Origin of the sequence: Oceanobacter sp. 4_MG-2023 (genome assembly GCF_030689165.1) — a bacterium.
In the GTDB taxonomy this organism is placed as follows: domain Bacteria; phylum Pseudomonadota; class Gammaproteobacteria; order Pseudomonadales; family Oceanobacteraceae; genus Oceanobacter.
Genome location: NZ_JAUYVV010000002.1, coordinates 45,821 through 70,381, shown reverse-complemented (window position 1 = coordinate 70,381; position 24,561 = coordinate 45,821). Strand labels below are relative to the sequence as shown.

Below are 24,561 nucleotides of genomic sequence, written 5' to 3'. Positions count from 1 at the left end.
TCAGCCACGCCAAACCACTAAACCACAGAGACCTGGCGAGGTTCGGGATCGATAGACGCCAAGCATTCACCAACACAGTCACTCTGCAGATACGACGTGACCTTCTCCGCGATTCCGTGACATGCCTGTGTTATTCCATCTTCCACATAAAAATCACCGGCAACCAAAGCTTCTTGCTTCAGCCACTCGAGATAGCCACGCCGTATCGACAGCTCTGCCACATAATGGCAAGTCCAGAAGTGATCAAAATCCGGCTGCCCGTTGGCACACACCGCCAACACCGGATTGGCGTAAACAGCCTTGCCAATCACCAGCAAGGGAATACCGTGGTGAATGGCCGACAAACCAGAAGTGCTATTGATCGTAATCATACCGGCCGCATGGCGAGCCAATAACCCCAATGACCCGGTATCAATAATATCCACCCGATCGCCAACGCCCAGCCGTTGCGCCTCCTCGGCGATAAACGACAAGTAATCACAGTGGCCTCGCTCCAGAGGATGTATTTTGAAGACAAGGCGGGTATTTAAAGGCGCGGTGACTGCGAACGACCTCATAGAGGAAGAGATCAACCGCATTGAATTCCAGCCAAGCGCGGCTGCTTGCATATTAGAGTCCGCAGAAACTTGCAGTGGTACCAGAAAAAAATGCTTGTCCCAATGCTCAAGTAATCGCTGGATCGTGGCAAAATTATTTCCCTGGCCAGCCAAACGCCGATACGCATTCCGTCCCCAACGAAAACACTCTTCCCACCAGTGAAAGCGGCGATGAAAGAGCTGTTTTTGAGCACCAATACTCAAAAAAGTGCGAATGCCATAATACATCGCCCCATAACGGCTCATTTTTCCGAAACTTTTGTATGGCACTCCCACTTCCGTCGTTCTTTCTTGCGGAGAAAAAAACACATCAGGCGTCACACCAGCCAATGGCGAACTGGCATTATTACCACCCTCTTCCATCGTCACAAAACCAGGTCGGATATACCCCTCTTCAAGCGACAACACCCGGATACCCAAACGCTCCGCCAACTGCCGGGCAATACGATGAGCCGGACGCTCGGACCCAAACAAGATAATGACATCAGGACGAGAAACGTGAAGGTATTTTCTTAACCAACGGCGCCATTCAATAAACCCGCCACTGAAATAAATGCGATTCTTACGGCAGGAATACAGCAAGTCCGCCGGATTAAAACAAACCCGGTTGACATCCATACCTTCAGACGTCAAATAACGCTGCAATCGCTTGAAAAATGGCCCAACAGGCCCTTGCAGTAGCAATACCTTGCCGTTATCGGAAGCCGCTTTACTGCTCGGATGACTTTTTTTGGATAATGACTCAGCTTGCATCAATGCCTGATGCAAGTGTGATGCGTCATCCGTAACAACCTTCATTGACCTGGCTCCATACCAACCATCTCATTGCTCAAGTATCCATTCGTGGCACAAACACAAACAGCACATTCAAAAATACGCACCAACCCAACCAGGTCATCAACCAAACCAAGAGCCTGCCAGGTAGAGCGACAGCCTGCTTCGGCTTCTCCCAAATGGTGTCGTTCATACATTAAAAAGAGCATTTGCCATCCAAATCAACACGTTACCTGTCGTATTCCGTATTAGCTGTCAGAGTGACAAGCAATTATCATGCAACAATCCGGACATCATCAACAATGATCGACAAAATACCAAACCGATTTCAGAACTGATCTCACTGGAATTTGATGATACAGCATCTCGAAACACAGTACCGCGTGCCAGGTTCAAAAATCACACAAACAAGTTGTTATCCCCAATACTACTATCCGAATTTTTCACCCAACATACTTCCGCACGCTCAACATACCCCGTCACCCCCGAATTTCACAACCAGACCTCCAAGCGACACCCAAACAGACCAGCTTGATCACGGCCATGATCCAGTCAACCAGCCAGAACACAGCGCACAGATGAATCCCGGCAAGCGGACAAAATCAGATGATTAATCCAATAGAAACTCAAGCCAGCAAAATGCCTGTTCGAGCGTTACGAATACAGCTCAGAATAGAAAAAAGAAGGGAATACAACAGATCACTTATTAAACGACTTCCAGGTCACTGCCACAAGATAAAAGATGAATACTTCCACCAACCAGGAAAGCCCTTTCCAGAATTAACGGGATATTTGTAACGTCCCTGATCAGTATCCAGTGCAGCAAACAACTTTTGACCAAATGCGGAGACACCAATCCAGAAGGCGCCACCTGCACACAAAAACAACGTACTCAGGATGACAGGATGATGAGTAACTTGCCGAACAAAAAAAAGCCCCAAGCTATTAAAAGCTAAGGGCTCTTTATTGAATAATGGCGGTGAGGGAGGGATTCGAACCCTCGATACCTTGCGGTATACACACTTTCCAGGCGTGCTCCTTCAGCCACTCGGACACCTCACCTTACGTCAGGAACTTACCCCTAACAGAGGCCGCGCAATATACTGATCTACACCTAGCGCGTCAACCAAAAATTGTTGTTTATTGGCAGCCGCTCTTGAGTCACCCACAATATCCAGCACTCACCCCTCCACTCAAGCCCCTTCGCCAAGCCGGCAACACCCCATCTCTCAATCCCGAAATGGGCCAGATTTGATGCAACCAAGTTCTGCTTGGCTTTGTCATCTTTTCTTCATAACCTCAAGACATATATCAACCAGCACCATTTTCATCACGGACTCTCCTTGATGCAGCTCACATTTACCGCTATACAGGCGATAGTAATTCATTTTATTCAGATTCGGGGTGGCGGCAGCCGAAAGTACCCATGGCAGAACTATGAGCGATTTAGTCGAAAACATTGATACAGCCCCCCGAACCACCCCCTACCCAGATTATATTGCGCGCATACTGGGCTACGGGACGGGCGCAGTGACGATTGCTGCCGGTATTTTCATCCACTACTGGCCTGAAAATTTTTGGACCGCCTTGGCATTCTGCCTGGTCTACCCACACCTGGTCGAAGTCATTGAGCGTCGCACTCCTTGGAATCGCGATACGGCTCTCACTTTCTGGACACAAATAGATGCCGCCATTACCGGCCTATTACTGGGACTCATTCACGCGCCCATTGAACTGACTCTCCCCGCCTTGCTAATGCTGAATACCAGTCTGATTCTGACAGGCAGCAAGGCCAGCTGGCTGTCTGGCGTATTGATTTCTGCAACCAGCATGATGGCTTCTTATCTCTGGCTCAGCTCATGGCAGGCCGATCTTATACCTAACACCCTGGTTATTGTTTGTGGTGTAGCAACCGCGATTTTTTTTGCTGCCTTGGCTCTGTTTGCCAGACGCCAGAGCAACCAGATTGGCGCCATGCAGTATCGCCTGAAAAGCCAAATAGACCGCTTTCAGGAATTATCGACCCAGGTATCCCGATACGTCGCTCCGCAAGTAAGAGAATCTATTTTTAATGGTAAACGCGAAGCCAAGCTTGAGACGCAACGCAAAAAGCTGGTTATCTTTTTTTCTGATATCGTTGGCTTTTCTTCCTTGTCGGAACAAATGGAAGCCGAGCCTCTCACCGATCTACTGAATGGCTACCTGACCGACATGTCCGAAATCGCCATGAAGTATGGCGGCACCATCGACAAATTTATTGGTGATGGCATTATGATTTTTTTTGGCGACCCGAACACCAAAGGCGTCAAACGGGATGCCCTGGCATGTGTTGCCATGGCCATTGAAATGCGCCGCCATATGCTCAAGCTGAGAAAACACTGGACCGAACAAGGAATGACGACGCCATTACAAATCCGCATGGGCATCAATACCGGCTATTGCACCGTTGGTAACTTTGGCACCGAAAGCCGCATGGATTACACCATCGTTGGCAAAGAGGTAAACCTGGCCAGCCGACTTGAAAGTGCGGCTGATGCCGGAGAAATCCTTATCTCTCACGATACATTCTCATTGGTTAAAGACAAAATCATCTGTCGACAGAGAGGAACTGCCATGGTGAAAGGGTTCCGCGATCCGGTACCGCTTTATCAGGTAGTCGATTACCGCCGGGATCTCGGCGCCAACTCCGGCTTTATGAATCATGAAACCGAAGGTTTTTCACTGTATCTGGAATCCGAGAAAGTACGTGATAGTGAGCGCAGCAAGGTCGCTGAAGCACTGGAACAGGCAGCCAGTAAACTAAGAAACCAGGTCAAAACCCGCGCCCCAGAACGACAAGCCCCGACCGCCCAACAGCGTGCGGCCAAAGTCGCCGCACAGATGAAATCATCAAAATAAGCAACCGCCCCCAGATAACCTGCGCATATTTTACTGACGAACGGTTCGGAAATTTTCCAGCGATACGCCTTCAAGCGATGAGCGTACCGGGTTGATATCCAACCCTCCCCGGCGCACATAACGAGCACAAACGATCAAAGATTCAGGGTGGCAGAAGTGGTTGATATCCTGGAATATCTGCTCCACACATTGCTCATGAAAGCCCTGGTGCTGCCTCATCGACACCACATAAGCGAGAAAGGATTCAGGTACAATCACAGGGCCGCGATAATATACATACACGCTCCCCCAGTCTGGCTGCCCCGTCACCGGACAATTCGACTTCAGCAAGTGCGAGCACAACCAGCCATCAAATTCGCCATCTGCCGTCGCCAACAACGTACCATCGGGCTGATAGGCTGTAATAGTCACGTCCAGATCATCAACACACAGGGCTGTCGGTGCTGTGCCAAAGTCCAGTACATCCGGCAATGCCGTTAATTCAACCGTGACCGCACATCCCGCGACCGCCGATAAATCAGCCGCCATCCGGGCCTGGACATCCGCAGGAGAGTCAAACCGAGTCTGGTTATAGGAATTCAGATATAACTTGAAGGACTTGGATTCAATCAGGTTGGCACCTGTAACCGGAATCCGAAACTCCCCCATCGCCACCACAGGCTTACCTTTTGCGTTCAGCCATGACAATTCATACGCATTCCAGATATCTTCGCCATACACAGGCACAAAATCCCCCCCGACCAGACGGGAGCGGCCTTCCGCCCGAGGAATAGCAAACAATAAAGAGGCGTCATATTCATCCTTGTAAACAGACGACTTTCCCAGCGGGTTTAATTCAGAATCAATCGTTGCCATAACCTTTATTGCCTCATACCAGTGCCGCGTTTGAGCAACCACAAACTATAGCTACTCAGAATTACGATAAACACACCCATCATTAAAAATGAAAATACTACATCAACATCCGACACACCCAGAATGCCATAACGAAAGGTATTCACCATATATAAAATCGGATTCAGTTGGGATACCCACTGCCAATGCTCTGGCAGCAAACTGATCGAGTAAAAAACACCCCCCAGATACGTCAACGGTGTAATCACAAAAGTGGGAACAATCGCGATATCATCAAAAGTACGGGCATGCACCCCATTAATAAAGCCACCCAGTGAAAACAGCACCGCCGACAGCAAAACAATGCCGACCACAACGCCGATGTGATGAATCGTCAAATCGGTAAAATACAACGACAACAGAGTCACAATGACGCCCACCATAACTCCCCTGGCGACTCCCCCCGAGACAAACCCCAGCAGAATGGTGGCAGGATGAACCGGAGCCACCATCAATTCCTCGATACTCTGCTGGAATTTGTTACTGAAAAACGATGAGGCCACATTGCCATACGCATTGGTAATCACACTCATCATAATCAGACCTGGCACGATAAAGGACATATAGTCCACGCCACCCATTTCGCCGATCCGGGAGCCGATCAGATTACCAAAAATCACAAAATACAAGGTCATCGTAATTGCAGGCGGCACCAGGGTTTGCTGCCAGATCCGCGTAAAACGGCGAACTTCTTTAACTACGATCGTCTTTAATGCCACCCACTGCACGGCCAAATGATTCATTGGTTATCTCCTTGCACCAGATCCACAAACAACTCTTCCAGACGATTGGATTTGGGCCGCATACTACGCACCAGACACCCCTTGGCAGACAAGGCCTCAAACACGCTATTGATACTCTGACCCTCCTTGACAACCACCTCGATGGTATCCTCCCCCACAACCCGGACAACCCATCCGGCCAGCTGCAAATCGGCAGGAGCTTGCGACATCAGGTCAAACACAAAGGTCTCAGACTTCATATTGGCCAGCAATGCACGAACACTGGTGCAGCGAACGATCTCCCCGCGATTGATAATCGCAATATTGCGACACAGTTGCTCCGCTTCTTCCAGGTAATGCGTAGTCAGAATAATGGTCGTGCCCGCTTCATTCAGAGCCTTCATAAAGGTCCACATCGAACGCCGCAGTTCAATATCAACCCCGGCGGTTGGCTCATCCAGAATCAGCACCTTGGGTTTGTGCACCAACGCACGAGCAATCATCAAGCGCCGCTTCATCCCACCAGACAACATCCTGGATGGCTCATCACGCTTATCCCACAGGTCCAGCTCTTTCAGCAGATATTCAGCGCTTGTTCGCGCTTCACGCCGACTCAGTCCAAAATATCCGGCCTGCGTGACCACAACATCTTCAACCTTTTCAAACTGGTTAAAATTAAACTCTTGCGGTACAACCCCCAAATTGAGACGGGCGCCAAATGACTGCTTATTGACATCAAAGCCCATCACTTCAGCCAAGCCAGCCGTTTTTTGCACCAACCCCGATAAAATACCTAACGTGGTAGACTTGCCCGCACCATTCGGGCCCAGCAGGGCAAAAAAGTCCCCCTGCTCCACACTCAAATCAATCCCTTTGAGCGCCTGGAAACCATTATCATACACTTTGGATAAGCCCTGAACTTTCAGTGCCGGAACCATACAAATCAACCTGTTTGAGAAAATACATGAGCGAACAACCGAACCACATCCGCTTGCTGCAAACACTAAAAAGCCGCTTGGCAGCGGCTAGTGAAAGCGAAGTCATCAGTACCGATATGATACACCAGCTTGAGTCTTTAATTGATCAGCTGACGCAACAGTCTGAAACAGCTTATGAAGATACCCGTCAATGGCTCAACAATCTGATGATGCACACTCCACAACTCGCCCCTGTTATTGATCGAGAACTGCTGTGGATCTTCGGTGGCGATTGCCTGCACTACCTAACCGATGAAGAAATAGACCAGTTTCAGCAACAGGATGAAGCACAATAAGGAAGCCGGGATACAACAGCTCAAGTGCGCCAATCACACCTGCACTTGAGCGGCGCTAAAACGCAGATTTTTTGGCAAAAATACAATAAAAAAGCCGACTCATTTCTGAATCGGCTTTTTAGAATCTGGAGCGGGAAACGAGATTCGAACTCGCGACCCCGACCTTGGCAAGGTCGTGCTCTACCAACTGAGCTATTCCCGCTTATCTCTTCCATACTACTCTATCATAGTATCAAGAGAGTGGCATCCCCAAGGGGATTCGAACCCCTGTTGCCGCCGTGAAAGGGCAGTGTCCTAGGCCTCTAGACGATGGGGACACAAAAAAATCAACAACTCACTACATTATCCATTTTGTGCGCTACACAAAAAATGGAGCGGGAAACGAGATTCGAACTCGCGACCCCGACCTTGGCAAGGTCGTGCTCTACCAACTGAGCTATTCCCGCATGACGCCTCTCTTGGTTGTCATGCTCAACAGAGCATGCAAGAGAATGGCATCCCCAAGGGGATTCGAACCCCTGTTGCCGCCGTGAAAGGGCAGTGTCCTAGGCCTCTAGACGATGGGGACACAAAATCAATAACACCTTCATTCAGATCATTTACCCAGCACCAGACTGATAAATGGAGCGGGAAACGAGATTCGAACTCGCGACCCCGACCTTGGCAAGGTCGTGCTCTACCAACTGAGCTATTCCCGCCTGTACCACTACTTGATCTACTAAAATGCACATCAAGAATATGGCATCCCCAAGGGGATTCGAACCCCTGTTGCCGCCGTGAAAGGGCAGTGTCCTAGGCCTCTAGACGATGGGGACGTCTCTGAAGTGGTGCGCATTTTACTTACCTTATTTTTTAATGCAAGCCCCTATCGAAAACAATTAGGCGCGACAGGTAGCTGCCAAGCTCATTGATGAGCCATAGAAACATACTTACACCACATCTACGCGGAGTTATAATGCCTTGACAATAACGGCGAGAAGCTTTGGTTGATGTTACTGGTATTTTTCAACATAATTGCAGGCAACAACGCTCTGAGTAACATACAACTCATCATACTCACCTTGAACACACTAGCAGGGCCCTTCTGAACACGTTGCCACTACCTACCGAAGCCTGCATCAACTCTGCATCGGAAGATGCTGAGCAGGCAGCCTTCAGGAAAGGAGTCACTCCCCAGCCCTGACAGGAGTAAATTTGGAAGTCATTTCATGCCTTGAAGAACGGCTACAAACAAAACTGGCACACTTCAACCGACTCAGTATGTCAATACAAACCATGGAAATTCTGAATTACAGTTCGACTGCTCTACCAAACACCAATCCTTCTATATACCATAGAAATATTTTAGCTTTAATGCAGTGAATTAAATGGAAATTGCCAAGCAGAAAGAAACCATTCTTTATGTAAGTTTTTCGAAAAGAGGTCAATATTACGCCAATGATGCCTCGGCTCGATATCGCTGCATCTATCAAGCTATGAAAAACTCGGCCAATGGCATTAAAAGTGACATAATTCATATGTCAGAAATAAAAAAAATCTCTCTGAAAAATTATTCAAAGATAATATTCCACCGCCCAAGAATATCAAGAAAACTGATTAAAGTTATAAAAAATATTTACAATCTTGGTATTACGGCAGAAGCTGATTTTGATGATCTATTATTTAGACCAGACTTGGCCTACTCCTCTCCAATGGTCCTCTGCAACAAAGAAAGCTTGGCGTCAGCAAAAAAGAATGCGCGGCGCTCCAAAGCTGCGCTACTGTTATTCCATCGTTGCCACATGTCAACTACAGAGCTCATCAAGGCAGCAAAAGAAATTCATCCACAATGCCTCTACTATTTCACACCAAACCAGATACCATCTTTCGAAAAACCGGTTCAAAACAATTCTATCAAAGACAGATTCAACAACAAAATAATTCGATATTTTCCAGGAACAGCTAACCATACCAGCAACTTCAAAGTAATAGAATCTGCTTTAGAAAACTGGATTAAAAAAAATTCAGATACAAAACTGCATATCATCGGAGATATTGGAATACCTCCAACATTAGAAAATCTAGACCGAGTATCTACAACTAAAAAACTACCTTATAACGAGCTAAGCCAGTATATTGACAGCAGCTGGATAACCATTGCTCCATTATTAAAAAACCCGTTCAACAACTGCAAAAGTGCCCTGAAATTCTGGGAGAGCGCAGCCCTTGGAGTACCAGTCGTAGCCTCCCAAAATCCAGATTTTGACAGATATTTTTGCGATGGATTAAAACTATTCAACAGTCAGGACGAATTTGAATTGGCACTAAAGACCCTCAGCAACAAAAAACAATATCACCAAGCATCTCTGAGCGCATTACAGGCCTCTGAAAATGCGTATTTCTATTGTCCTGACGATATAGTCAAAAAATTTGACAGCGACACCTCTATTCGCAGCTTCAACAAGTTAAACACCAGAAAAGAAAACCACCATCGCTATAAAAAACAACAAAAAAAATTCAAAAAACTTATTCGATCACCAAAACAGTTTTTCAAAGATTCAACTCTGAATCCGTTCAGAAGTTCCAGAAGAAAATCCGCAACTTGAGCTGTCAGAATAAGCTGATATTAAACCCAAACAAAGAGAAGAAAAACAACTGTAACAGTGGCGGCCTAATTAATGATTTATCGGACAAGCATATTGAAAATACTGCGATCATCTACAACAAAATAACATCTACTTATACCAAAAAATAAAAAACCGGCCATAGCCGGTTTTCTTCAGGTAAATCTGTGATTTTACTAGCAATTGATTTTTAAACTTAAAAAACAATTAAAACACCCACTTATTATCTTCAAAATCACAATTCATCCGCCCCAAACATAAAAATCAGTTCCTTTTACCCTAACCGTAAAACTATCCAGATCAGTATCTTTTGGTACTGGATATTTAAATCCTGACATCATTATATCTGTCATGTTTTTTTCTACGAGATCTGGGCGTTTTATATTTAGATTACACTCTTCTTCTTCGTCATTATAAGCTATCACAAGCACGATGTCGGCCATTGAATCAGAAATCACCCAACCCGCAATATTTTCAGCGGATTTATCAATAGCAAACTGAATATACGAGTAATAATGAGTTTTCTCTGCCAATTCTTTAATCAGAAAAGATATCCCAGTACGAATAGATAAAGAGTGTTTAAACAGATCAAATGATATGGCCTGATTCAAATCATGCTCTTTAAAATATGCCAATCCTTTCTCTCGAGTCGCTGAGCCTGCACCGGATCCTTTTCGGCTTTTCTTATCGAAGTGTTCTTTATACGATTTAACAACAAAGTGAGCGACGTAAAGTTTTTTATTATTAATATTTACCGTAAATGGAGATGGTTGATCAATCACATTAGCAGATCGTTCTAACATTGCTGATGAAAAAACTGCACGTTCAATGTTCTCATTATAAAAAGAGCCCGATGTAATAGCACAATGATGTATCCGCATATCACCAATAAGGTCACATTTAACCAGTGTTTTTATATGAGAATTCCGAGGCTCATTAACCCTGGAGCAGCGACTGAACCTTTCAACAACAAGCCCTTGCCCAGGCAGTTTTCGACCAGATGATCCAAATATTCTCCAATTTAATACAAACCCAGCGAAATCATCATTATTTTCCGCTCGTTTTATCCAGTCTTTTAAACCCTTACCAGTTTCATTAACCAAAAACTCATCGGCATCCAGAAACAAAAAGTAATCATAGTCTTTTGAATACTCTTTTATAATTCTGTCATATGCTGGTTTTTGAACACCAATTTCTTGAGAAACACGCGGATGATGGATACGATGTATAATCCCCGCCTGATCCAATGCTTCCAGCAACTCGCTGCTACCATCATCACTGACATTATCAGCAATAAAAAAATCATCTACACCGAGCACATAGCGATGATACGCAATCCACTCCAGTATATATTCTGCTTCATTTTTAAGAATTGAAACTATTGCAACCTTCATCTATCACGCCCCTAGCAAAGATATATCGGTATAATCGAATCGGCAACCATAAAGGGACTTTTCACCAATCAATGAAAGATTATTATTATAAAATTCATCTGTTTTAAGACGGTCTCCCCATTTATTCTGCATAAACTCAACCTCACTGGCAAAACGCTGCTGTTTCTCCGGAGTATCTTCGTATCCCCGACTCAAAGACTCATGATGATACAAAAGTACATGGGGAGTCCAGATATTTCGGTAACCGGAAAAATGCACTTTGACGCAAAAGTCTACATCATTGAAGGCGACAGCAAGATGATCCTCATCAAACCCTTCCACCTCATCAAAAACGGTTTTTTTCACCGCAAGACATGCAGCCGTCACCGCGCTGGTCTGCCGAACAACTGCTAACTGTGCATCTTCACCCGGAGAATCCTGGGGTAGCAGCTTGAATTGATGCCCTGCAACACCTCCTGATCCCAAAAGAATGCCAGCATGCTGAATCAGCCCATTGCTGTACAGTAACTTTCCGCCCACGCAACCCACCCCGGGACGCATGGCATGGGCAACAAGCTCTTCAAGCCAGGCACCGTCAATCACCTCTACATCATTGTTCAACAGAACAACAACGTCACCCTGAGCATATCGAACGGCATAATTATTAATCGCAGAATAGTTAAATGGGTGAGGATACTCCAGCAGTCTCACCATTCCTTTTGAATCAAGTTCTTTGAAATACGCAATATCCTTTGGATCATCAGAATTATTATCGACAAGGATTATTTCAAAATTCTTATGCGTTGTTTTCTCATATATAGACTCAACTGCACAACGAACCAGATCGCCACCATTTTTTGTTGGCATTATAATAGATACCTTGATATCGGGGCGCCTTTTCCATATCACCCGATATGTATTTGGAACATCACCAGGTTCCACGCTATCAACCAAAGTATTACTGGAAAGTACATCCGATACCGCTTTCAAACCAGATACAGCAGTATAACTTTTCTGATCGGATGCCAAGGCTGTAGAGCCTTCAACCATACGCCAATGATATAAAATAAATGGAATATGAATAACACCTTTCCGATTCCAGTTAATGGCATCAAGGCACCGCAAAACAAGATCGTGATCCTGACTCCCTTCAACTCCTTTTCTAAGCCCTCCAACACGACGCACCAAATCCGTTCGAATCACAGACATATGCGACATATAATTTTGAGCCAATATTCGCTCAGGATCAAAACCAGACTTGAAATGGGGATCTATTCGACGCCCCAAAGCGTCTATTTTATCTTCGTCCGAATAAAAAATATCCGCCTCAGGATTCCTGACAATTTCATCTGCGACAACCTCCAGAGCATACGGCGATAATTCATCATCATGATCCATAAATACAATATAATCACCTGTTGCCAATGCTAGTGCATCATTGGTTGCGACAGAGATATGACCATTTTGCTCCCGAAAAACGACTTTGACCCGATTATCTTGGCTTTGAAGGTCAACCATCATTTCCTTCAACTCATCCAAACCAGAGCAATCATCTGCCAAACACAGCTCCAATTTCTGATAGCTCTGCGATAGCACCGATTGCACACATCGACGAAATAATTCCAGGTCCGGTTTATACACCGGAATCACCACAGACAACATTGGCAGATCAGTATCTGATGCCAGCGTATTACATTGCTCCAATCGTTTTTGAACGAGTCCACCCTCTACCAGGGCCATCCACTCTGAATACCCGGAAAATTTGAATTTAAATATTTCATTATATTCTGACATGCCACCCGACAATTTTCTGGATGCCAATTTTTTGTCAATCAAGCGCTTGGCATTAGAAGAGCTTAGCTTCACCATAGAGAAGTGCTCAATATCGAAATTGCACTGACAGCTCATAGGATCAAATCTTACCCGTGAGCCTTTGGGAAAATAGGCAACGCGTTTGACAAGTTTTCCTGTCATGTAAATCAAGTTATAGCTGTTCTCTTCCGAACAACCATCTCCGACATCGTAATAGAATTTCGACTCTTGAGCAGGAATATCTGAGTTAATACATAATTCTATCATGTACCAACCACTTAAAAGTTTCGGCAAATAGAATTGAGGATCCGATCCAGTAGCTGTGTAATGGCCAACATCGCGCTCTGCCAGATCTCCACCCATCTCCATGGAAAATCTGAAATCTATTTCAAAAAACTTCTTTCTAATTCCTTTCAACATAAAACCAATCCCTTTACAAGGCAAGTGCGACAGCCGCAGACACTGCAATTTGATATATAACCTGACTTATATCCTTGGTCAGCTGCAGAGCCTTAAGCTTGGGCTTGGCAAGAACAAATATTTCATCACCGGGCCGGACTAGTTTTCTATCACCCAAATCAGATGACGCTTGAACAAAGGTACCATTACTTTTCATAATTAAAACATTTAGCCCTGATAATTTACTCATTGCGCCACCAGCCTGATCTACATAATTTTTAACATTCATTTTCGACTGGTAAGAAACAGCAGTAGGAAACAGAACCTCCCCATGAATCATGACGAGGTTTCTTTTAATTGGCACAACAACTTTATCACCCTGGTCAAGCACAATTTGAGCTGGATCATACCCGTCAAGCAATACAACCTGTCCTTTCGGCTGTATTTTTTTTGCCCGCTCAACCCATTGCAAAACTGTCTCTGCTTCCGCTTTTCTAAGTTCTGCGGTTTCTTTTGTTGCCGATCTGGCAGTCAACACACTTTGCTCAAGAGCAGATAGCGATGCCATCAGCATTTCTTTCTGGCGATTGGCCACAGATTTCCGATAAAGCTGAAGGGAATTACGATCAGACAGAGTCGAAAATTCAATTCTATTAATAAGGTCATCCAAGGTACTGCCCCATGGGAGCACCATTTCTGTAGAAGAGTTGTGCTCACCGAGCACCTCAACACTGATACTCTTAGGCCGCAATTGAGATGATATTTTCACGGTTGAACCAGCTTTGACAACCACATCATTTATATCTTCAAGAGAATACTGATAGGCATTGATATCCGTCCCACTTGGCTCAAGCAGAGTAACGTGTGTCGCTGACTCATTTAACGCCACATAATCTATAATTGTTGTTAACAGCTCCCTGTCATCCCTCAATTCAAACTTGCCATTAAACCCGGCTCCACCTTCAACTTCTATATAACCAGAACGAGAGCCAACTAAAATCAAATCTCCGTTCTGAAGTTGAACATCGGGCATTTCCCCTCTTTTCAAAAACCGATACAGGTCTATTCTGGAAACTTCATCCCCCTGACGAATAACCCGTACGTTTCTATAACCACCAAGATCTCTTTTAATCCCGCCTGCGGCGTCAATATATCGTAGAATGCTATCGGCACTTTGCCCTTCATATACACCTGGTTTCTCTACCATTCCGGACACAAATACTTTCACCGTTTGGCTACCCATCAAGGTAACATAGGCATCGACATTAGACTTGAAAACGCGCTTTATCGACTTGAGAACGACCTCGTTAAGTGATTTATTCTCTACTCCCTGAACATTAATAGGACCAACTCTGGGAATAAATATATTTCCTCTCGGGTCAACGATAACTTCCCCTTGAAAGTCAACTCCTCCCCAAATTTGGACTAACAAAGTATCACCCTGGCTAACCTTGTAAACCGGGTTAAGCCCATTAAAAGAAGTCTCACCAAACCCTCCCTCAAATAGCCAATCAGCGTAAAGTGGTGCAGAGGGAGCGGCATCCAATTGCATACTGGATTCAGAATCATCTACCCCTTGGGATACTTCAAGAGCATTAACGACCACCCCGAAAAACAACAGCATTGAAGCCAACAGAAAATTCATCATTTATTCCTTATGCTCCCTGATAATAGCCACCAAAAGAGAAATCAGACCAAATATTAATATTAGAATAAGTAACCATGTCACCAACTTATGAAGCTTATTAGGATATTTCGGCTCATCCGTCACACTAGGATTTTCTACAATAAGCAAATGCTTTAATTTTTGAACAGCCTGACTCCTGACAGAATCCAGACTGACTAGCGCCGAGCGATATAAATCAGATGTCATTTCTACCGACATCGAAAGCTCCTGATACTCAACAGTAAGGCGATTCAAGCCATTATTATCTGAATCAGTCACTTTCTTTTTCTCCTCTTCTAACTGACGATTCAAAGCTGAAAGAAGATTTTTCTGTGCCAATACCTCGGTTGTATTATCATGCATAACAGCCTGAAGCTCTTTAAGTTTGGCCTTCTGTTTGATAATCGAGATTTGAAGCTCGTTTATACCAGTTACGATACCCCCACCTTCTTCTTGAGGACTCAACAGTTTATTAGTTTCCTGAAAAACAATCAGCTTTGTCTGCCATTCAGATAGCAGACCATGAGCGCGAACAACCTCTTCTCTGGCATACTCAACTTGTTCTTTGAACATTTTATCGCCAATATTATTGATAAACACTTCACTGAGATCAATTATTTTATCGGCAACCAATTTCGCATATTCCGGATCAAAAGCCTGAACTTCAACCGTTAATATACCCGACACTTCGTCATGGGAGATGAGAATATGTTTCTTATAATACTCATAATATTGCTCTATCGTAGAATCGATTGGCAGTTTACTGAAAAAATCTATATTTTCATTCTGGTAGTGAGCTCTCAAGCCCACTTCTGAATCCAGTTTCAGAGCCAAATTTCTTGAGCTAATATAGGCTTTGACAAGCAGTGCGTCATTGGTACCTGAACCAAATCCAGCAAAAATTGACAGACCACTCACACTGGATTGAGAACCCGATTCTTTAACCACGAATTGAGATTCTGAAATAAACCTTGGAGAAGAAAAGGCCAAGTAATATATCGCAATCAAGGAATACAAAACAAAGAATGCAATAAAAAACATATTCTTTTTAAAGAATACCCCCATCCAATTGCTTGCATTTTTCTTGCTTGCATTTTTCTTGCTTTCATTTTCCTTGTTTGCATCTTCTTTGATCACATCTGCCTTAACATTATCCTCACGCACTTTTTCATCATCGGCAGGATCTTTAAAAACATTAAATTCTGGGTGTACAAAACGTTCCCGGATCAGCTTGGCACGCTCATACTGATTTTGTTTATGTGTTCTATTTTGCTTCATAATAGCAATCCACCCACCTCATTATGAAGCATTTCCATAATAACTAATTGCATCATCAATATTTTCAAAATATTTAAGCCCACCATTATGTATAACCAACCCGGCACTACAAAAGTTCTTAAGCTGGCTAATAGAATGATTAACCATAACAATACGAGTTGAAGCAAATCGTTTTTTAAGCAAAGTCGCTGCTTTATTTTTAAATTTCGCATCCCCAACTGCGGTTATTTCATCAATCAGGAGTACATCAAAATCAAAATCTAAAGCTATAGTTATTCCCAACAAGACCCGAGATCGCATACCAGACGAATAACTTTTCATTGGCTCATCAAAGTATGATCCAATTTCAGCAAACTCTTCTACCTTGGCTTCCATTTGACAGGTATTTTTAATACCATGAATACGGGCAACAAAACGAGCGTTTTCTCTACCAGTCATGCTACCTTGAATCCCCCCCTGAAGACCAAGAGGCCATGAAATCCTTAAATCAGAGATAATATTTCCAGAACTTGGATACTCAGACCCACCCAGCATTCTAATAAATGTGGATTTACCTGCGCCATTCCTGCCAAGAACACCAATATTCTTATCCATTGGTATTTGGAAATCAATATTTTTGAAAATATAATGACGTCCAGATTTTGTTGGATACCATTTTGATATATTTTCAAGCCTTATCATGATGAAACCAACTTCGTTCTATAAGAAACAAAAAGAAGCATCCCAATAAAATCAGCAATAATTACAACTTTCACAACAAATTCCAATGAGGAGAATCCAGGATCATATCCATAAAAATAAGATTCTCGAATCAATTCAAGACAATGAAATGCTGGATTCCAGTCAAGTAACCCCCAGTATTGAGTCGGGACCATGGAGGCACTAAAAAACACACCAGAAACAATCATCATTGGTGTCATTATAACGCCTACAACTTTAGACATATCTGGAAAATATTCAAATAAAACACATAAAATAAGAGCAATTCCGACCGCCAGGGCCACCAATAAAAATATTGCCAGCAAAACCCCAGGGAGAGATACGGGTGTAACCTTGTACCCCAAAAACCAGTACATTGAAAACATAAGTGTTACAAAAACAATTGCCATCGTCGCCAACTCGATAAGTAAGCGTGTAATAATTGGATCAATAGGCTCGACTTGCCGGTATGCCATAAGGCCTTTATTGGACAGAACGGCATTACTTAATTGAGAAATAAGTTTGGTGAACAATTTAAAAGGAACCAGGCCTACAAGCATTAAAACCGGAATCTCTACGCCTGACAGACTGGTACGCCCCATTAGAGAAAAGATAGTCGTCAACACAGCCGCCTGCCCTGCCGGCTCAGCAATGGCCCAGAAATAACCCAAACGACTTCCACCGAAACGAGTACGTAATTCCCGGATAAAAAGCGCGTACACCGTATCTCTCATAATCTGCAACGATGATCGTGTTGGTCGGCGTTCAATCACAGATTTTTTCAACCTTTATTGGATCTCTTGGCATCAAGCAGGCTTCAAAGCACAAATTCTTTCAATTTACAAACCATAATCAGTATCCGCTTTGAAAATAATTGTCGCTGAGTATACACAAAAATTTCCTGCCAAAAAGTGTCAAGTAATATCAATTACTACAATTAGGTAGCCTGATTCACAGTATGGAATACAAGAGAAGCTGAGTTTATACAGAACCTCAGTCCGGTGGGGGCTGGGCCATCATTAAACACATGCCCGAGATGTGCATCACAGGTTGCACAAAGCACTTCCGTTCGCACCATACCATGAGATCGGTCGGTACGCTTGTCCACAGCACCGTCCAGCTCCTGATAAAAGCTGGGCCAGCCGCACCCGGCATCGAACTTGGTATCGGACACAAATAACGGCTCACCACAACAAGTGCAGCAGTACACCCCCAGGTCTTCTGTTTTATAGTACTGGCCAGTAAAAGGCCGCTCGGTTCCAGCTTCCCGAGTGACAAAGTAGGTATGAGGATCAAGTAAAGCTCGCCATTCCTCTGCGCTGCGCTCTACTCTGCGGCCGCTTCGCTCTTTTTGGGTGTTATCGGTCTTATTGGTCATCGCTCATTTCCTCTTACTTGTTACGCCACAGGTGACATCAAACCTTACCTTTCCGGCAGACAATATCATCCTTCCAGATTTCTGGTCGATCCATTGCCATTACCGCAACCATCCCCTCTCAGGGACTTTAAGCTTTACGATCTCGGGAGTATCATTTCTGCCCTGCCGATCAGGCGTTACACGACGACATCGGCTGATTCCCTACTTTTTATTCGGTTGCACTGTAGCTTCTATACACCTACAGAACCCGATTCATACACAGGCCCCCTTTAATGCAGGAAGTTCGCAAGTCCAACAAGCTAGCCAATGTTTTTTACGACCTCAGAGGCCCGGTTCTTCAGGCCGCCAAACGGATGGAAGAAGAAGGTCACCGCATCCTCAAGTTAAATATAGGCAACCCTAAACCGTTTGGTCTCGATGCCCCCGAAGAAATCATCCAGGATGTTATTCATAACCTGCCTGATTCCGAGGGTTACGCCGACTCCAAGGGACTTTTTTCTGCTCGCAAAGCCATCATGCAATACGCCCAGCAGAAAAACATTGCTAACGTTGGCTTGGAAGACATTATCGTTGGTAATGGCGTCAGTGAGCTGATTGTCGCCTCAATGCAAGGCTTGTTGAACAACGGTGATGAAGTGCTGGTTCCCGCTCCGGATTACCCGTTATGGACGGGTGCAGTTGCCCTCGCCGGAGGACGGGCCGTCCATTACATCTGTGACGAGCAATCGGAGTGGTATCCCGATCTCGACGACATACGTGCCAAAATCACAGACCGTACCCGCGCCATGGTGCTGATCAACCCCAATAATCCAACGGGGGCTGTGTACCCGACCGAGTTGCTGCTGGGTATGCTGGAGATCGCCAGAGAGCATGGGCTGATCGTATTTTCAGATGAAATCTACGACAAAATCCTTTTCGATGGCGTCACTCACACGTCAACAGCCTCCCTGGCGGATGACTTGTTGATTATCACGTTTAACGGTTTATCCAAAAACTACCGCCTGGCGGGTTTTCGTTCCGGCTGGATGATTATCAGTGGTGCCAGACACAAAGCCAGAGATTATATCGAAGGCTTGGAAATGCTGGCTTCAATGAGGCTATGCGCCAATGTACCTGCCATGTACGCAATCCAGACTGCGCTGGGAGGTTATCAAAGTATCGACGACCTCGTAGCAAAGGGCGGCCGGATTTGCCAACAACGGGACATTGCCTGGGAAACGCTCAATAATATCCCCGGGGTCAGCTGCGTCAAACCCAAAGGAGCCTTGTATTGCTTTCCCAAAGTAGATAAGGATAGATTCAACATTCTGGATGATGAGCGCATGGTGCTGGACTTGCTGGAACAGCAAAAAATCCTGGTCGTGCATGGCACTGCCTTTAACTGGAAGTCGCCCGATCATTTTCGTGTGGTATTTTTACCAAGACCAGAGGATCTGTCACTGGCAATGAGCCGGATTGATCAATTTTTCCGGGGTTATACCCCTGTCTGAAATCATTATTTGACCCATTGGAATCGGCCATGCTTGACGTTCATATCGACGATTTTTTCAAGGACTGCGCAACCATCCTGCTGATAGGCTTCAAGCATTTCCCCCGGCCCCATACCCTCTTTGTTGAGGATATTTCCGGGCCGGACCAGATGGACGATTTTGGCCTGCACAGCAATCGCCATCTGTCGGCCATGGGCACTTTGAGCTGGTTAAAAGAGGAAGGCTACATACGTTTCAGCGGCCAGGATCGGCAAGAATCCATCGATGACTTTGTCTTGACCAGCAAGGCGCTGATGCGACTGCTGTCCCCATCCCAAAGCACCTCTCCAAGCGCTGACAATACAACAGCAGAAACACCAACACCGGTGATACAGGTATTGGAATTTGCTCGCTTGCAGAATGACACGACCTGGATCAGCCAGATCATTCAGACCAACCTGATCACTCCCTGATCCAGCAATAGCCACCCTGTGGCGTTATTTGGTCCGGACGGCAAACCCGGCTGATGCCAGCAGTTGCTGCAAATCAACACACTTGGCTGGCACGCCAACCTTCATGGTAGGTATATCACGACGCAACGGATAATCCCGGCGCAAGCGATCAAACGTCTGCTTGACATTCTCCGCCCGCGACATGGCCGAGCGCATTTTGCCGTCATCAACCCGTATTTCATAGGATGCACGAATGGCAGTCCGTAACGCCTGGTTTAACGGCACCTGATCAGAAAAATTGACGCGCCGAATACCCGGTTCTGGTAAAAACTGTGCCAGCTTGCGCCGTATTGGCAACCCGAGAAAATCACATACAGCCTGATAGATCATTTCCGTACCACGCATTTTTCCATCCAGAGAATAACCAGCAATATGCGGTGTCGCCAACATGCACCGATGCATCAAGGCAATATCCAGATCGGGCTCTTTTTCCCACACATCCAGAATCGCTTCAAAATCACCATGCGCCCGAAGGTGTGCCAATAGTTCCGTATTGTTAACTACTGCCCCCCGACTACTGTTGATCAGACAGGCATCCGGCTTCATCTGATCCAGCTGTTCAGCCCCAATCAGGTGATAAGTAGGAAATTCGCCATCGCGAACCAACGGCGTATGCAAGCTGACAATGTCCGCCTGCAATACTTCCTCCAGTGACGACAGTGGCCCAACGTCGGCTGCCTCCTTGAATGGATCGGTTGCAACCACGGCGACACCCATTTCCTCAAGTCGTCGGCGCAGGCACAAGCCAACATTACCAACACCAATAATGCCCACTGAAAGGTCGGCAAAGACGATGCCACGCACATCCACCAGCACACTGATAGCACTCAAGACATAATCCACTACCGCTTGTGCATTACAGCCAGGCGCACTGGCAAAACCGATGTTTTCCTGCTGTAAATAATCAAGATCAACATGATCTGTACCAATGGTGGCGGTACCAACAAATTTGACCGAAGTCCCTGCCAACAAGGCTTCGTTAACCCGGGTCACCGACCGTACCAGCAAAATATCGATATCCAGTAATTGGTCTGATGTCAGGTTGCGGCCATCAAGGCGCCGAATCTCACCAAATTCAGAAAAAAAAGAATCGACAAGAGGGATGTTTTCGTCAGCGGCTATTCGCACAAGGGTATTATCCGATTGAGGTACAGACAAACATTCTGTCAAGCCACACCCGTCATTACAATGGTCACCGGGTCCGACCAAAGAACAAGCTGGCAGTCTCACCGGAGTGTATTGCGAATAACAATCATCCCGGTGCAGCCCATTTCCCCGGTGAATAATCGTTATCGGTAAGAACCCTGACATCAAAAGCAATTACGACTATTGGATTCCTTAACCGAAAGGCTGTAATCGAGTATACTGCCGCCCCTGAATTCCCAATGGAACAACACAATCTGAAGGTTGCCGGCACCCTCACAAGGGGAACCCGGGTGAATCTGAAGATTCATAGAGATGAGGAAAACACCGTGTTAGAAGCTTATCGTGCTCACGTTGCTGAGAGAGCAGAGCAAGGCATCCCACCCAAAGCGCTGGATGCTGAACAGACCGCCGCTCTGGTCGACCTGCTGAAATCGCCACCTGCTGGCGAAGAAGAAACTCTGGTTGATCTGCTGGAAAACCGCATTCCACCCGGTGTTGATGAAGCCGCTTATGTTAAAGCCGGTTTCCTGAGCGCCATTGCCAAAGGTGATGCGACCTCTCCTCTGGTTTCCAAAGAGAAGGCCGTCCAATTACTTGGCATGATGCAAGGCGGTTACAACATCGCCACTCTGGTGGAACTGCTGGACGACGCTGAACTGGCTGAACTGGCCGGAAAAGAGCTGAAATCCACCCTGCTGATGTTTGATGCCTTTAATGACGTCAAAGACAAAATGGACGCTGGCAACGCCGTTGCCAAATCCATTATGGAATCCTGGGCCAACGCCGAATGGTTCACCCAAAAAGATAAAGTCGCCGAAAGCATCAAGATGACCGTATTCAAGGTCACTGGCGAAACCAACACCGATGACCTGTCTCCAGCTCCAGATGCATGGTCCCGCCCTGATATTCCTCTGCATGCGCGCGCAGCCTATAAAATGACTCGCGACGGTTTGACACCTGAAGAACACGGCGTCACCGGCCCAATGAGCCAAATCGAGGAAATCAAGGCCAAAGGCCTGCCAGTTGCTTTTGTTGGTGACGTTGTGGGTACTGGTTCTTCCCGTAAATCCGCCACCAACTCCGTACTGTGGTTCTTTGGTGACGACCTGCCTGGCGTTCCCAACAAACGCGGTGGTGGTGTGTGTATCGGTTCCAAAGTAGCACCTATCTTCTTCAACACCATGGAAGATGCCGGCGCGCTGGTCTTCGAAGCACCTGTTGACAATATGAACATGGGCGACGTGATTGATATCCGTCCATACGAAGGCAAAATTCTGAACGAAGCCGGAGAAGTCATCTCTGAATTCAAATTCAAGTCAGATGTTATTCTGGATGAAGTTCAGGCCGGTGGCCGTATTCCACTGATCATTGGTCGTGGTCTGACTACCAAAGCACGCGAAGCACTGGGTATGGGCGCGACTGACCTGTTCCGTCTGCCAGTTGATCCTGTCGATTCCGGCAAAGGCTTCTCTCTGGCCCAGAAAATGGTTGGTAAAGCCTGCGGTCTGGAAGAAGGCCAGGGTGTACGCCCAGGCACTTACTGCGAACCCAAAATGACTACTGTCGGTTCTCAGGACACTACCGGTCCAATGACCCGTGATGAACTGAAAGATCTGGCTTGTCTTGGTTTCTCTGCCGACCTGGTAATGCAATCCTTCTGTCACACAGCAGCCTATCCAAAACCGATTGACGTTGCCATGCAGCACAGCCTGCCTGACTTCATCATGACCCGTGGTGGCGTTTCACTGCGTCCTGGCGACGGTATCATCCACTCCTGGCTGAACCGTATGTTGCTGCCAGATACTGTTGGTACCGGTGGTGACTCACACACCCGTTTCCCAATGGGTATCTCTTTCCCTGCCGGTTCCGGTCTGGTGGCTTTCGCCGCAGCAACCGGTGTGATGCCTCTGGATATGCCTGAGTCCATCCTGGTTCGTTTCAGCGGCACCATGCAACCAGGCATTACCCTGCGTGATCTGGTACACGCCATTCCGCTGTACGGTATCAAGCAAGGCATCCTGACGGTTGAGAAGAAAGGCAAGATCAACGAATTCTCTGGTCGCGTACTGGAAATCGAAGGTCTGGATCAGCTGACCGTTGAACAGGCATTTGAGCTGTCCGACGCCTCTGCTGAACGCTCCGCTGCAGGTTGTACTGTAACCCTGTCTGAAGAGTCCGTTGCTGAATACCTGAAATCCAACATCGTTATGTTGCGCTGGATGATTTCTGAAGGTTATGGCGATCCACGCACTCTGGAACGTCGTGCCCAAGCCATGGAAGCATGGCTGGCAGATCCAAAACTGATGCGCGCAGACGCAGATGCCGAATACGCTCACATCGTTGAAATCAACCTTGACGAAATCAAAGAGCCTATCGTTTGCTGCCCGAACGATCCGGATGATGCCAAAACATTGTCTGACGTTGCTGGCGTCAAAGTCGACGAAGTATTCGTTGGTTCTTGTATGACCAACATCGGTCACTTCCGTGCCGCTGGTAAACTGCTGTCCCAGCACAAAGGTGGTTTGGCCACTCGCTTCTGGATGTCTCCACCGACCAAGATGGATGAAGCCCAGTTGATGGAAGAAGGCTACTTCAACATCTACGGTACTTCCGGTGTTCGTACTGAAATGCCAGGGTGTTCTCTGTGTATGGGTAACCAGGCACGGGTTCAAGCTGGCACCACCGTACTGTCTACCTCTACCCGTAACTTCCCGAACCGTCTGGGTGATGGCGCCAACGTCTACCTGACCTCAGCGGAACTGGCTTCCGTTGGTGCGATTCTGGGCAAACTGCCAACCACCGAAGAGTACATGGAATACGCCAACAAGCTGAACAGCATGTCGGCTGATATCTACAAGTACCTGAACTTCGACAAGATGGACGAGTACACCAAAAAAGCAGCCACCGCTGTTATCGCTTCTGACAAGTAATCCCGCCAACAGCACCGGCCTTTGCCGGTGCTGTTGACTCGATAAAAATCACAGGCAAATAAAAAACCCCGATACTGACTTCAGCATCGGGGTTTTTTATTGCTTGCCCACTGGCCCCTCAAGGGTAACGGAGCAATCC

At 46.1% G+C, this 24,561-nt stretch carries 18 protein-coding genes and 7 tRNA genes; 6 read left to right on the top strand and 19 right to left on the bottom strand.

All coding sequences use genetic code 11. The features are described from left to right. Positions 1 to 17 precede the first annotated feature (17 nt). A complete protein-coding gene (locus tag Q8W24_RS02010; protein ID WP_305413165.1) occupies positions 18 to 1,394 on the bottom strand; it encodes a hypothetical protein in 1,377 nt (458 codons plus the stop codon). A gap of 950 nt (positions 1,395 to 2,344) precedes the next feature. Next, positions 2,345 to 2,432 (bottom strand) — tRNA-Ser (locus tag Q8W24_RS02005). 375 nt (positions 2,433 to 2,807) lie between these two features. Between Q8W24_RS02005 and Q8W24_RS02000 the strand changes: the two genes are divergently transcribed. Continuing rightward, the gene (locus Q8W24_RS02000; RefSeq protein WP_303434913.1) at positions 2,808 to 4,268 is read left to right on the top strand and encodes an adenylate/guanylate cyclase domain-containing protein; all 1,461 of its coding nucleotides are present in this window, start codon (positions 2,808 to 2,810) and stop codon (positions 4,266 to 4,268) included. Positions 4,269 to 4,298: 30 nt separating this feature from the next. Here the strand turns inward: Q8W24_RS02000 and queF are convergent, their stop codons facing one another. Genes queF through Q8W24_RS01985 form a run of 3 tightly spaced genes read right to left on the bottom strand, consistent with a single transcriptional unit; the run spans position 4,299 to position 6,822 of the window. Then, positions 4,299 to 5,123, bottom strand: a complete 825-nt coding sequence (gene queF / locus Q8W24_RS01995; RefSeq protein ID WP_305474213.1) for an NADPH-dependent 7-cyano-7-deazaguanine reductase QueF — start codon at positions 5,121 to 5,123, stop codon at positions 4,299 to 4,301. A 5-nt stretch (positions 5,124 to 5,128) separates the two neighbouring features. Further along, the gene (locus Q8W24_RS01990) at positions 5,129 to 5,905 is read right to left on the bottom strand and encodes an ABC transporter permease (protein ID WP_305413162.1); all 777 of its coding nucleotides are present in this window, start codon (positions 5,903 to 5,905) and stop codon (positions 5,129 to 5,131) included. Then, complete coding sequence (locus tag Q8W24_RS01985; RefSeq protein ID WP_303434909.1) at positions 5,902 to 6,822, bottom strand: ABC transporter ATP-binding protein; 921 nt, start codon at positions 6,820 to 6,822, stop codon at positions 5,902 to 5,904. The genes Q8W24_RS01990 and Q8W24_RS01985 overlap by 4 nt, the downstream gene beginning before the upstream one ends. A 26-nt stretch (positions 6,823 to 6,848) precedes the next feature. Here Q8W24_RS01985 and Q8W24_RS01980 point away from each other — a divergent pair, with 26 nt between their 5' ends. Beyond that, entirely contained in the window at positions 6,849 to 7,157 is a 309-nt protein-coding gene (locus tag Q8W24_RS01980) for a PA2817 family protein (protein WP_303434908.1), read from the top strand. A gap of 126 nt (positions 7,158 to 7,283) precedes the next feature. On the opposite strand, the gene Q8W24_RS01975 is transcribed toward Q8W24_RS01980, so the two are convergent. From Q8W24_RS01975 to Q8W24_RS01950, 6 genes are all read right to left on the bottom strand, one after another. Continuing rightward, positions 7,284 to 7,359: transfer RNA gene (locus Q8W24_RS01975), tRNA-Gly, on the bottom strand. Between the two features lie 39 nt (positions 7,360 to 7,398). Continuing rightward, a tRNA-Glu gene (locus Q8W24_RS01970) sits at positions 7,399 to 7,474 on the bottom strand. A gap of 53 nt (positions 7,475 to 7,527) precedes the next feature. Further along, positions 7,528 to 7,603 (bottom strand) — tRNA-Gly (locus tag Q8W24_RS01965). Positions 7,604 to 7,649: 46 nt separating this feature from the next. Next, positions 7,650 to 7,725 (bottom strand) — tRNA-Glu (locus tag Q8W24_RS01960). Between the two features lie 54 nt (positions 7,726 to 7,779). Beyond that, a tRNA-Gly gene (locus tag Q8W24_RS01955) sits at positions 7,780 to 7,855 on the bottom strand. A gap of 41 nt (positions 7,856 to 7,896) precedes the next feature. Then, positions 7,897 to 7,972, bottom strand: a tRNA-Glu gene (locus Q8W24_RS01950). Between the two features lie 552 nt (positions 7,973 to 8,524). On the opposite strand from Q8W24_RS01950, the gene Q8W24_RS01945 reads away from it, so the two are divergent. Further along, positions 8,525 to 9,742 carry a glycosyltransferase gene (locus Q8W24_RS01945; RefSeq protein ID WP_305413161.1) on the top strand — a complete coding sequence of 406 codons (1,218 nt, stop codon included), beginning with the start codon at positions 8,525 to 8,527 and terminating at the stop codon, positions 9,740 to 9,742. A 260-nt stretch (positions 9,743 to 10,002) separates the two neighbouring features. Here the strand turns inward: Q8W24_RS01945 and Q8W24_RS01940 are convergent, their stop codons facing one another. From Q8W24_RS01940 to msrB, 7 genes are all read right to left on the bottom strand, one after another. Next, positions 10,003 to 11,154, bottom strand: coding sequence for a glycosyltransferase family 2 protein (locus Q8W24_RS01940; RefSeq protein WP_303434426.1), 1,152 nt, complete (start codon positions 11,152 to 11,154; stop codon positions 10,003 to 10,005). Between the two features lie 3 nt (positions 11,155 to 11,157). Then, positions 11,158 to 13,365 (bottom strand): glycosyltransferase family 2 protein, encoded by a 2,208-nt coding sequence (locus Q8W24_RS01935; RefSeq protein ID WP_305474211.1) that lies wholly within the window; start codon positions 13,363 to 13,365, stop codon positions 11,158 to 11,160. A 13-nt stretch (positions 13,366 to 13,378) separates the two neighbouring features. Further along, positions 13,379 to 14,989 (bottom strand): polysaccharide biosynthesis/export family protein, encoded by a 1,611-nt coding sequence (locus Q8W24_RS01930; protein WP_305474209.1) that lies wholly within the window; start codon positions 14,987 to 14,989, stop codon positions 13,379 to 13,381. Between the two features lie 3 nt (positions 14,990 to 14,992). Next, entirely contained in the window at positions 14,993 to 16,288 is a 1,296-nt protein-coding gene (locus tag Q8W24_RS01925; RefSeq protein ID WP_305474208.1) for a lipopolysaccharide biosynthesis protein, read from the bottom strand. A 21-nt stretch (positions 16,289 to 16,309) separates the two neighbouring features. Then, on the bottom strand, positions 16,310 to 16,969 hold the full coding sequence (locus Q8W24_RS01920; protein WP_303434422.1) for an ABC transporter ATP-binding protein: 660 nt from the start codon (positions 16,967 to 16,969) through the stop codon (positions 16,310 to 16,312). Further along, positions 16,966 to 17,709: an ABC transporter permease gene (locus tag Q8W24_RS01915; protein ID WP_305474207.1), complete on the bottom strand. Its 744-nt coding sequence runs from the start codon at positions 17,707 to 17,709 to the stop codon at positions 16,966 to 16,968. Before Q8W24_RS01915 ends, Q8W24_RS01920 begins: the two co-directional genes overlap by 4 nt. Before the next feature lie 215 nt (positions 17,710 to 17,924). Next, the gene (gene msrB, locus Q8W24_RS01910) at positions 17,925 to 18,365 is read right to left on the bottom strand and encodes a peptide-methionine (R)-S-oxide reductase MsrB (RefSeq protein WP_305474206.1); all 441 of its coding nucleotides are present in this window, start codon (positions 18,363 to 18,365) and stop codon (positions 17,925 to 17,927) included. 272 nt (positions 18,366 to 18,637) lie between these two features. Here msrB and Q8W24_RS01905 point away from each other — a divergent pair, with 272 nt between their 5' ends. Both Q8W24_RS01905 and Q8W24_RS01900 read left to right on the top strand, forming a co-directional pair. After that, positions 18,638 to 19,855 (top strand): pyridoxal phosphate-dependent aminotransferase, encoded by a 1,218-nt coding sequence (locus Q8W24_RS01905; protein WP_303434419.1) that lies wholly within the window; start codon positions 18,638 to 18,640, stop codon positions 19,853 to 19,855. A gap of 29 nt (positions 19,856 to 19,884) precedes the next feature. Next, positions 19,885 to 20,307, top strand: a complete 423-nt coding sequence (locus Q8W24_RS01900) for a hypothetical protein (RefSeq protein WP_303434418.1) — start codon at positions 19,885 to 19,887, stop codon at positions 20,305 to 20,307. A 24-nt stretch (positions 20,308 to 20,331) separates the two neighbouring features. Here Q8W24_RS01900 and pdxB read toward each other — a convergent pair whose 3' ends face one another. Beyond that, positions 20,332 to 21,474 (bottom strand): 4-phosphoerythronate dehydrogenase PdxB, encoded by a 1,143-nt coding sequence (pdxB, locus tag Q8W24_RS01895; protein ID WP_305474203.1) that lies wholly within the window; start codon positions 21,472 to 21,474, stop codon positions 20,332 to 20,334. Between the two features lie 344 nt (positions 21,475 to 21,818). Between pdxB and acnB the strand changes: the two genes are divergently transcribed. Next, positions 21,819 to 24,422, top strand: a complete 2,604-nt coding sequence (acnB, locus tag Q8W24_RS01890; protein WP_305474201.1) for a bifunctional aconitate hydratase 2/2-methylisocitrate dehydratase — start codon at positions 21,819 to 21,821, stop codon at positions 24,420 to 24,422. Positions 24,423 to 24,561: the final 139 nt, after the last annotated feature.

Coding starts and splice junctions, on each gene's coding strand:
- Q8W24_RS02010 (WP_305413165.1), bottom strand. CDS start 1,394: ATGAAGGTTGTTACGGATGACGCATCACACTTGCATCAGGCATTGATG.
- Q8W24_RS02000 (WP_303434913.1), top strand. CDS start 2,808: ATGAGCGATTTAGTCGAAAACATTGATACAGCCCCCCGAACCACCCCC.
- queF (WP_305474213.1), bottom strand. CDS start 5,123: ATGGCAACGATTGATTCTGAATTAAACCCGCTGGGAAAGTCGTCTGTT.
- Q8W24_RS01990 (WP_305413162.1), bottom strand. CDS start 5,905: ATGAATCATTTGGCCGTGCAGTGGGTGGCATTAAAGACGATCGTAGTT.
- Q8W24_RS01985 (WP_303434909.1), bottom strand. CDS start 6,822: ATGGTTCCGGCACTGAAAGTTCAGGGCTTATCCAAAGTGTATGATAAT.
- Q8W24_RS01980 (WP_303434908.1), top strand. CDS start 6,849: ATGAGCGAACAACCGAACCACATCCGCTTGCTGCAAACACTAAAAAGC.
- Q8W24_RS01945 (WP_305413161.1), top strand. CDS start 8,525: ATGGAAATTGCCAAGCAGAAAGAAACCATTCTTTATGTAAGTTTTTCG.
- Q8W24_RS01940 (WP_303434426.1), bottom strand. CDS start 11,154: ATGAAGGTTGCAATAGTTTCAATTCTTAAAAATGAAGCAGAATATATA.
- Q8W24_RS01935 (WP_305474211.1), bottom strand. CDS start 13,365: ATGTTGAAAGGAATTAGAAAGAAGTTTTTTGAAATAGATTTCAGATTT.
- Q8W24_RS01930 (WP_305474209.1), bottom strand. CDS start 14,989: ATGAATTTTCTGTTGGCTTCAATGCTGTTGTTTTTCGGGGTGGTCGTT.
- Q8W24_RS01925 (WP_305474208.1), bottom strand. CDS start 16,288: ATGAAGCAAAATAGAACACATAAACAAAATCAGTATGAGCGTGCCAAG.
- Q8W24_RS01920 (WP_303434422.1), bottom strand. CDS start 16,969: ATGATAAGGCTTGAAAATATATCAAAATGGTATCCAACAAAATCTGGA.
- msrB (WP_305474206.1), bottom strand. CDS start 18,365: ATGACCAATAAGACCGATAACACCCAAAAAGAGCGAAGCGGCCGCAGA.
- Q8W24_RS01905 (WP_303434419.1), top strand. CDS start 18,638: ATGCAGGAAGTTCGCAAGTCCAACAAGCTAGCCAATGTTTTTTACGAC.
- Q8W24_RS01900 (WP_303434418.1), top strand. CDS start 19,885: ATGCTTGACGTTCATATCGACGATTTTTTCAAGGACTGCGCAACCATC.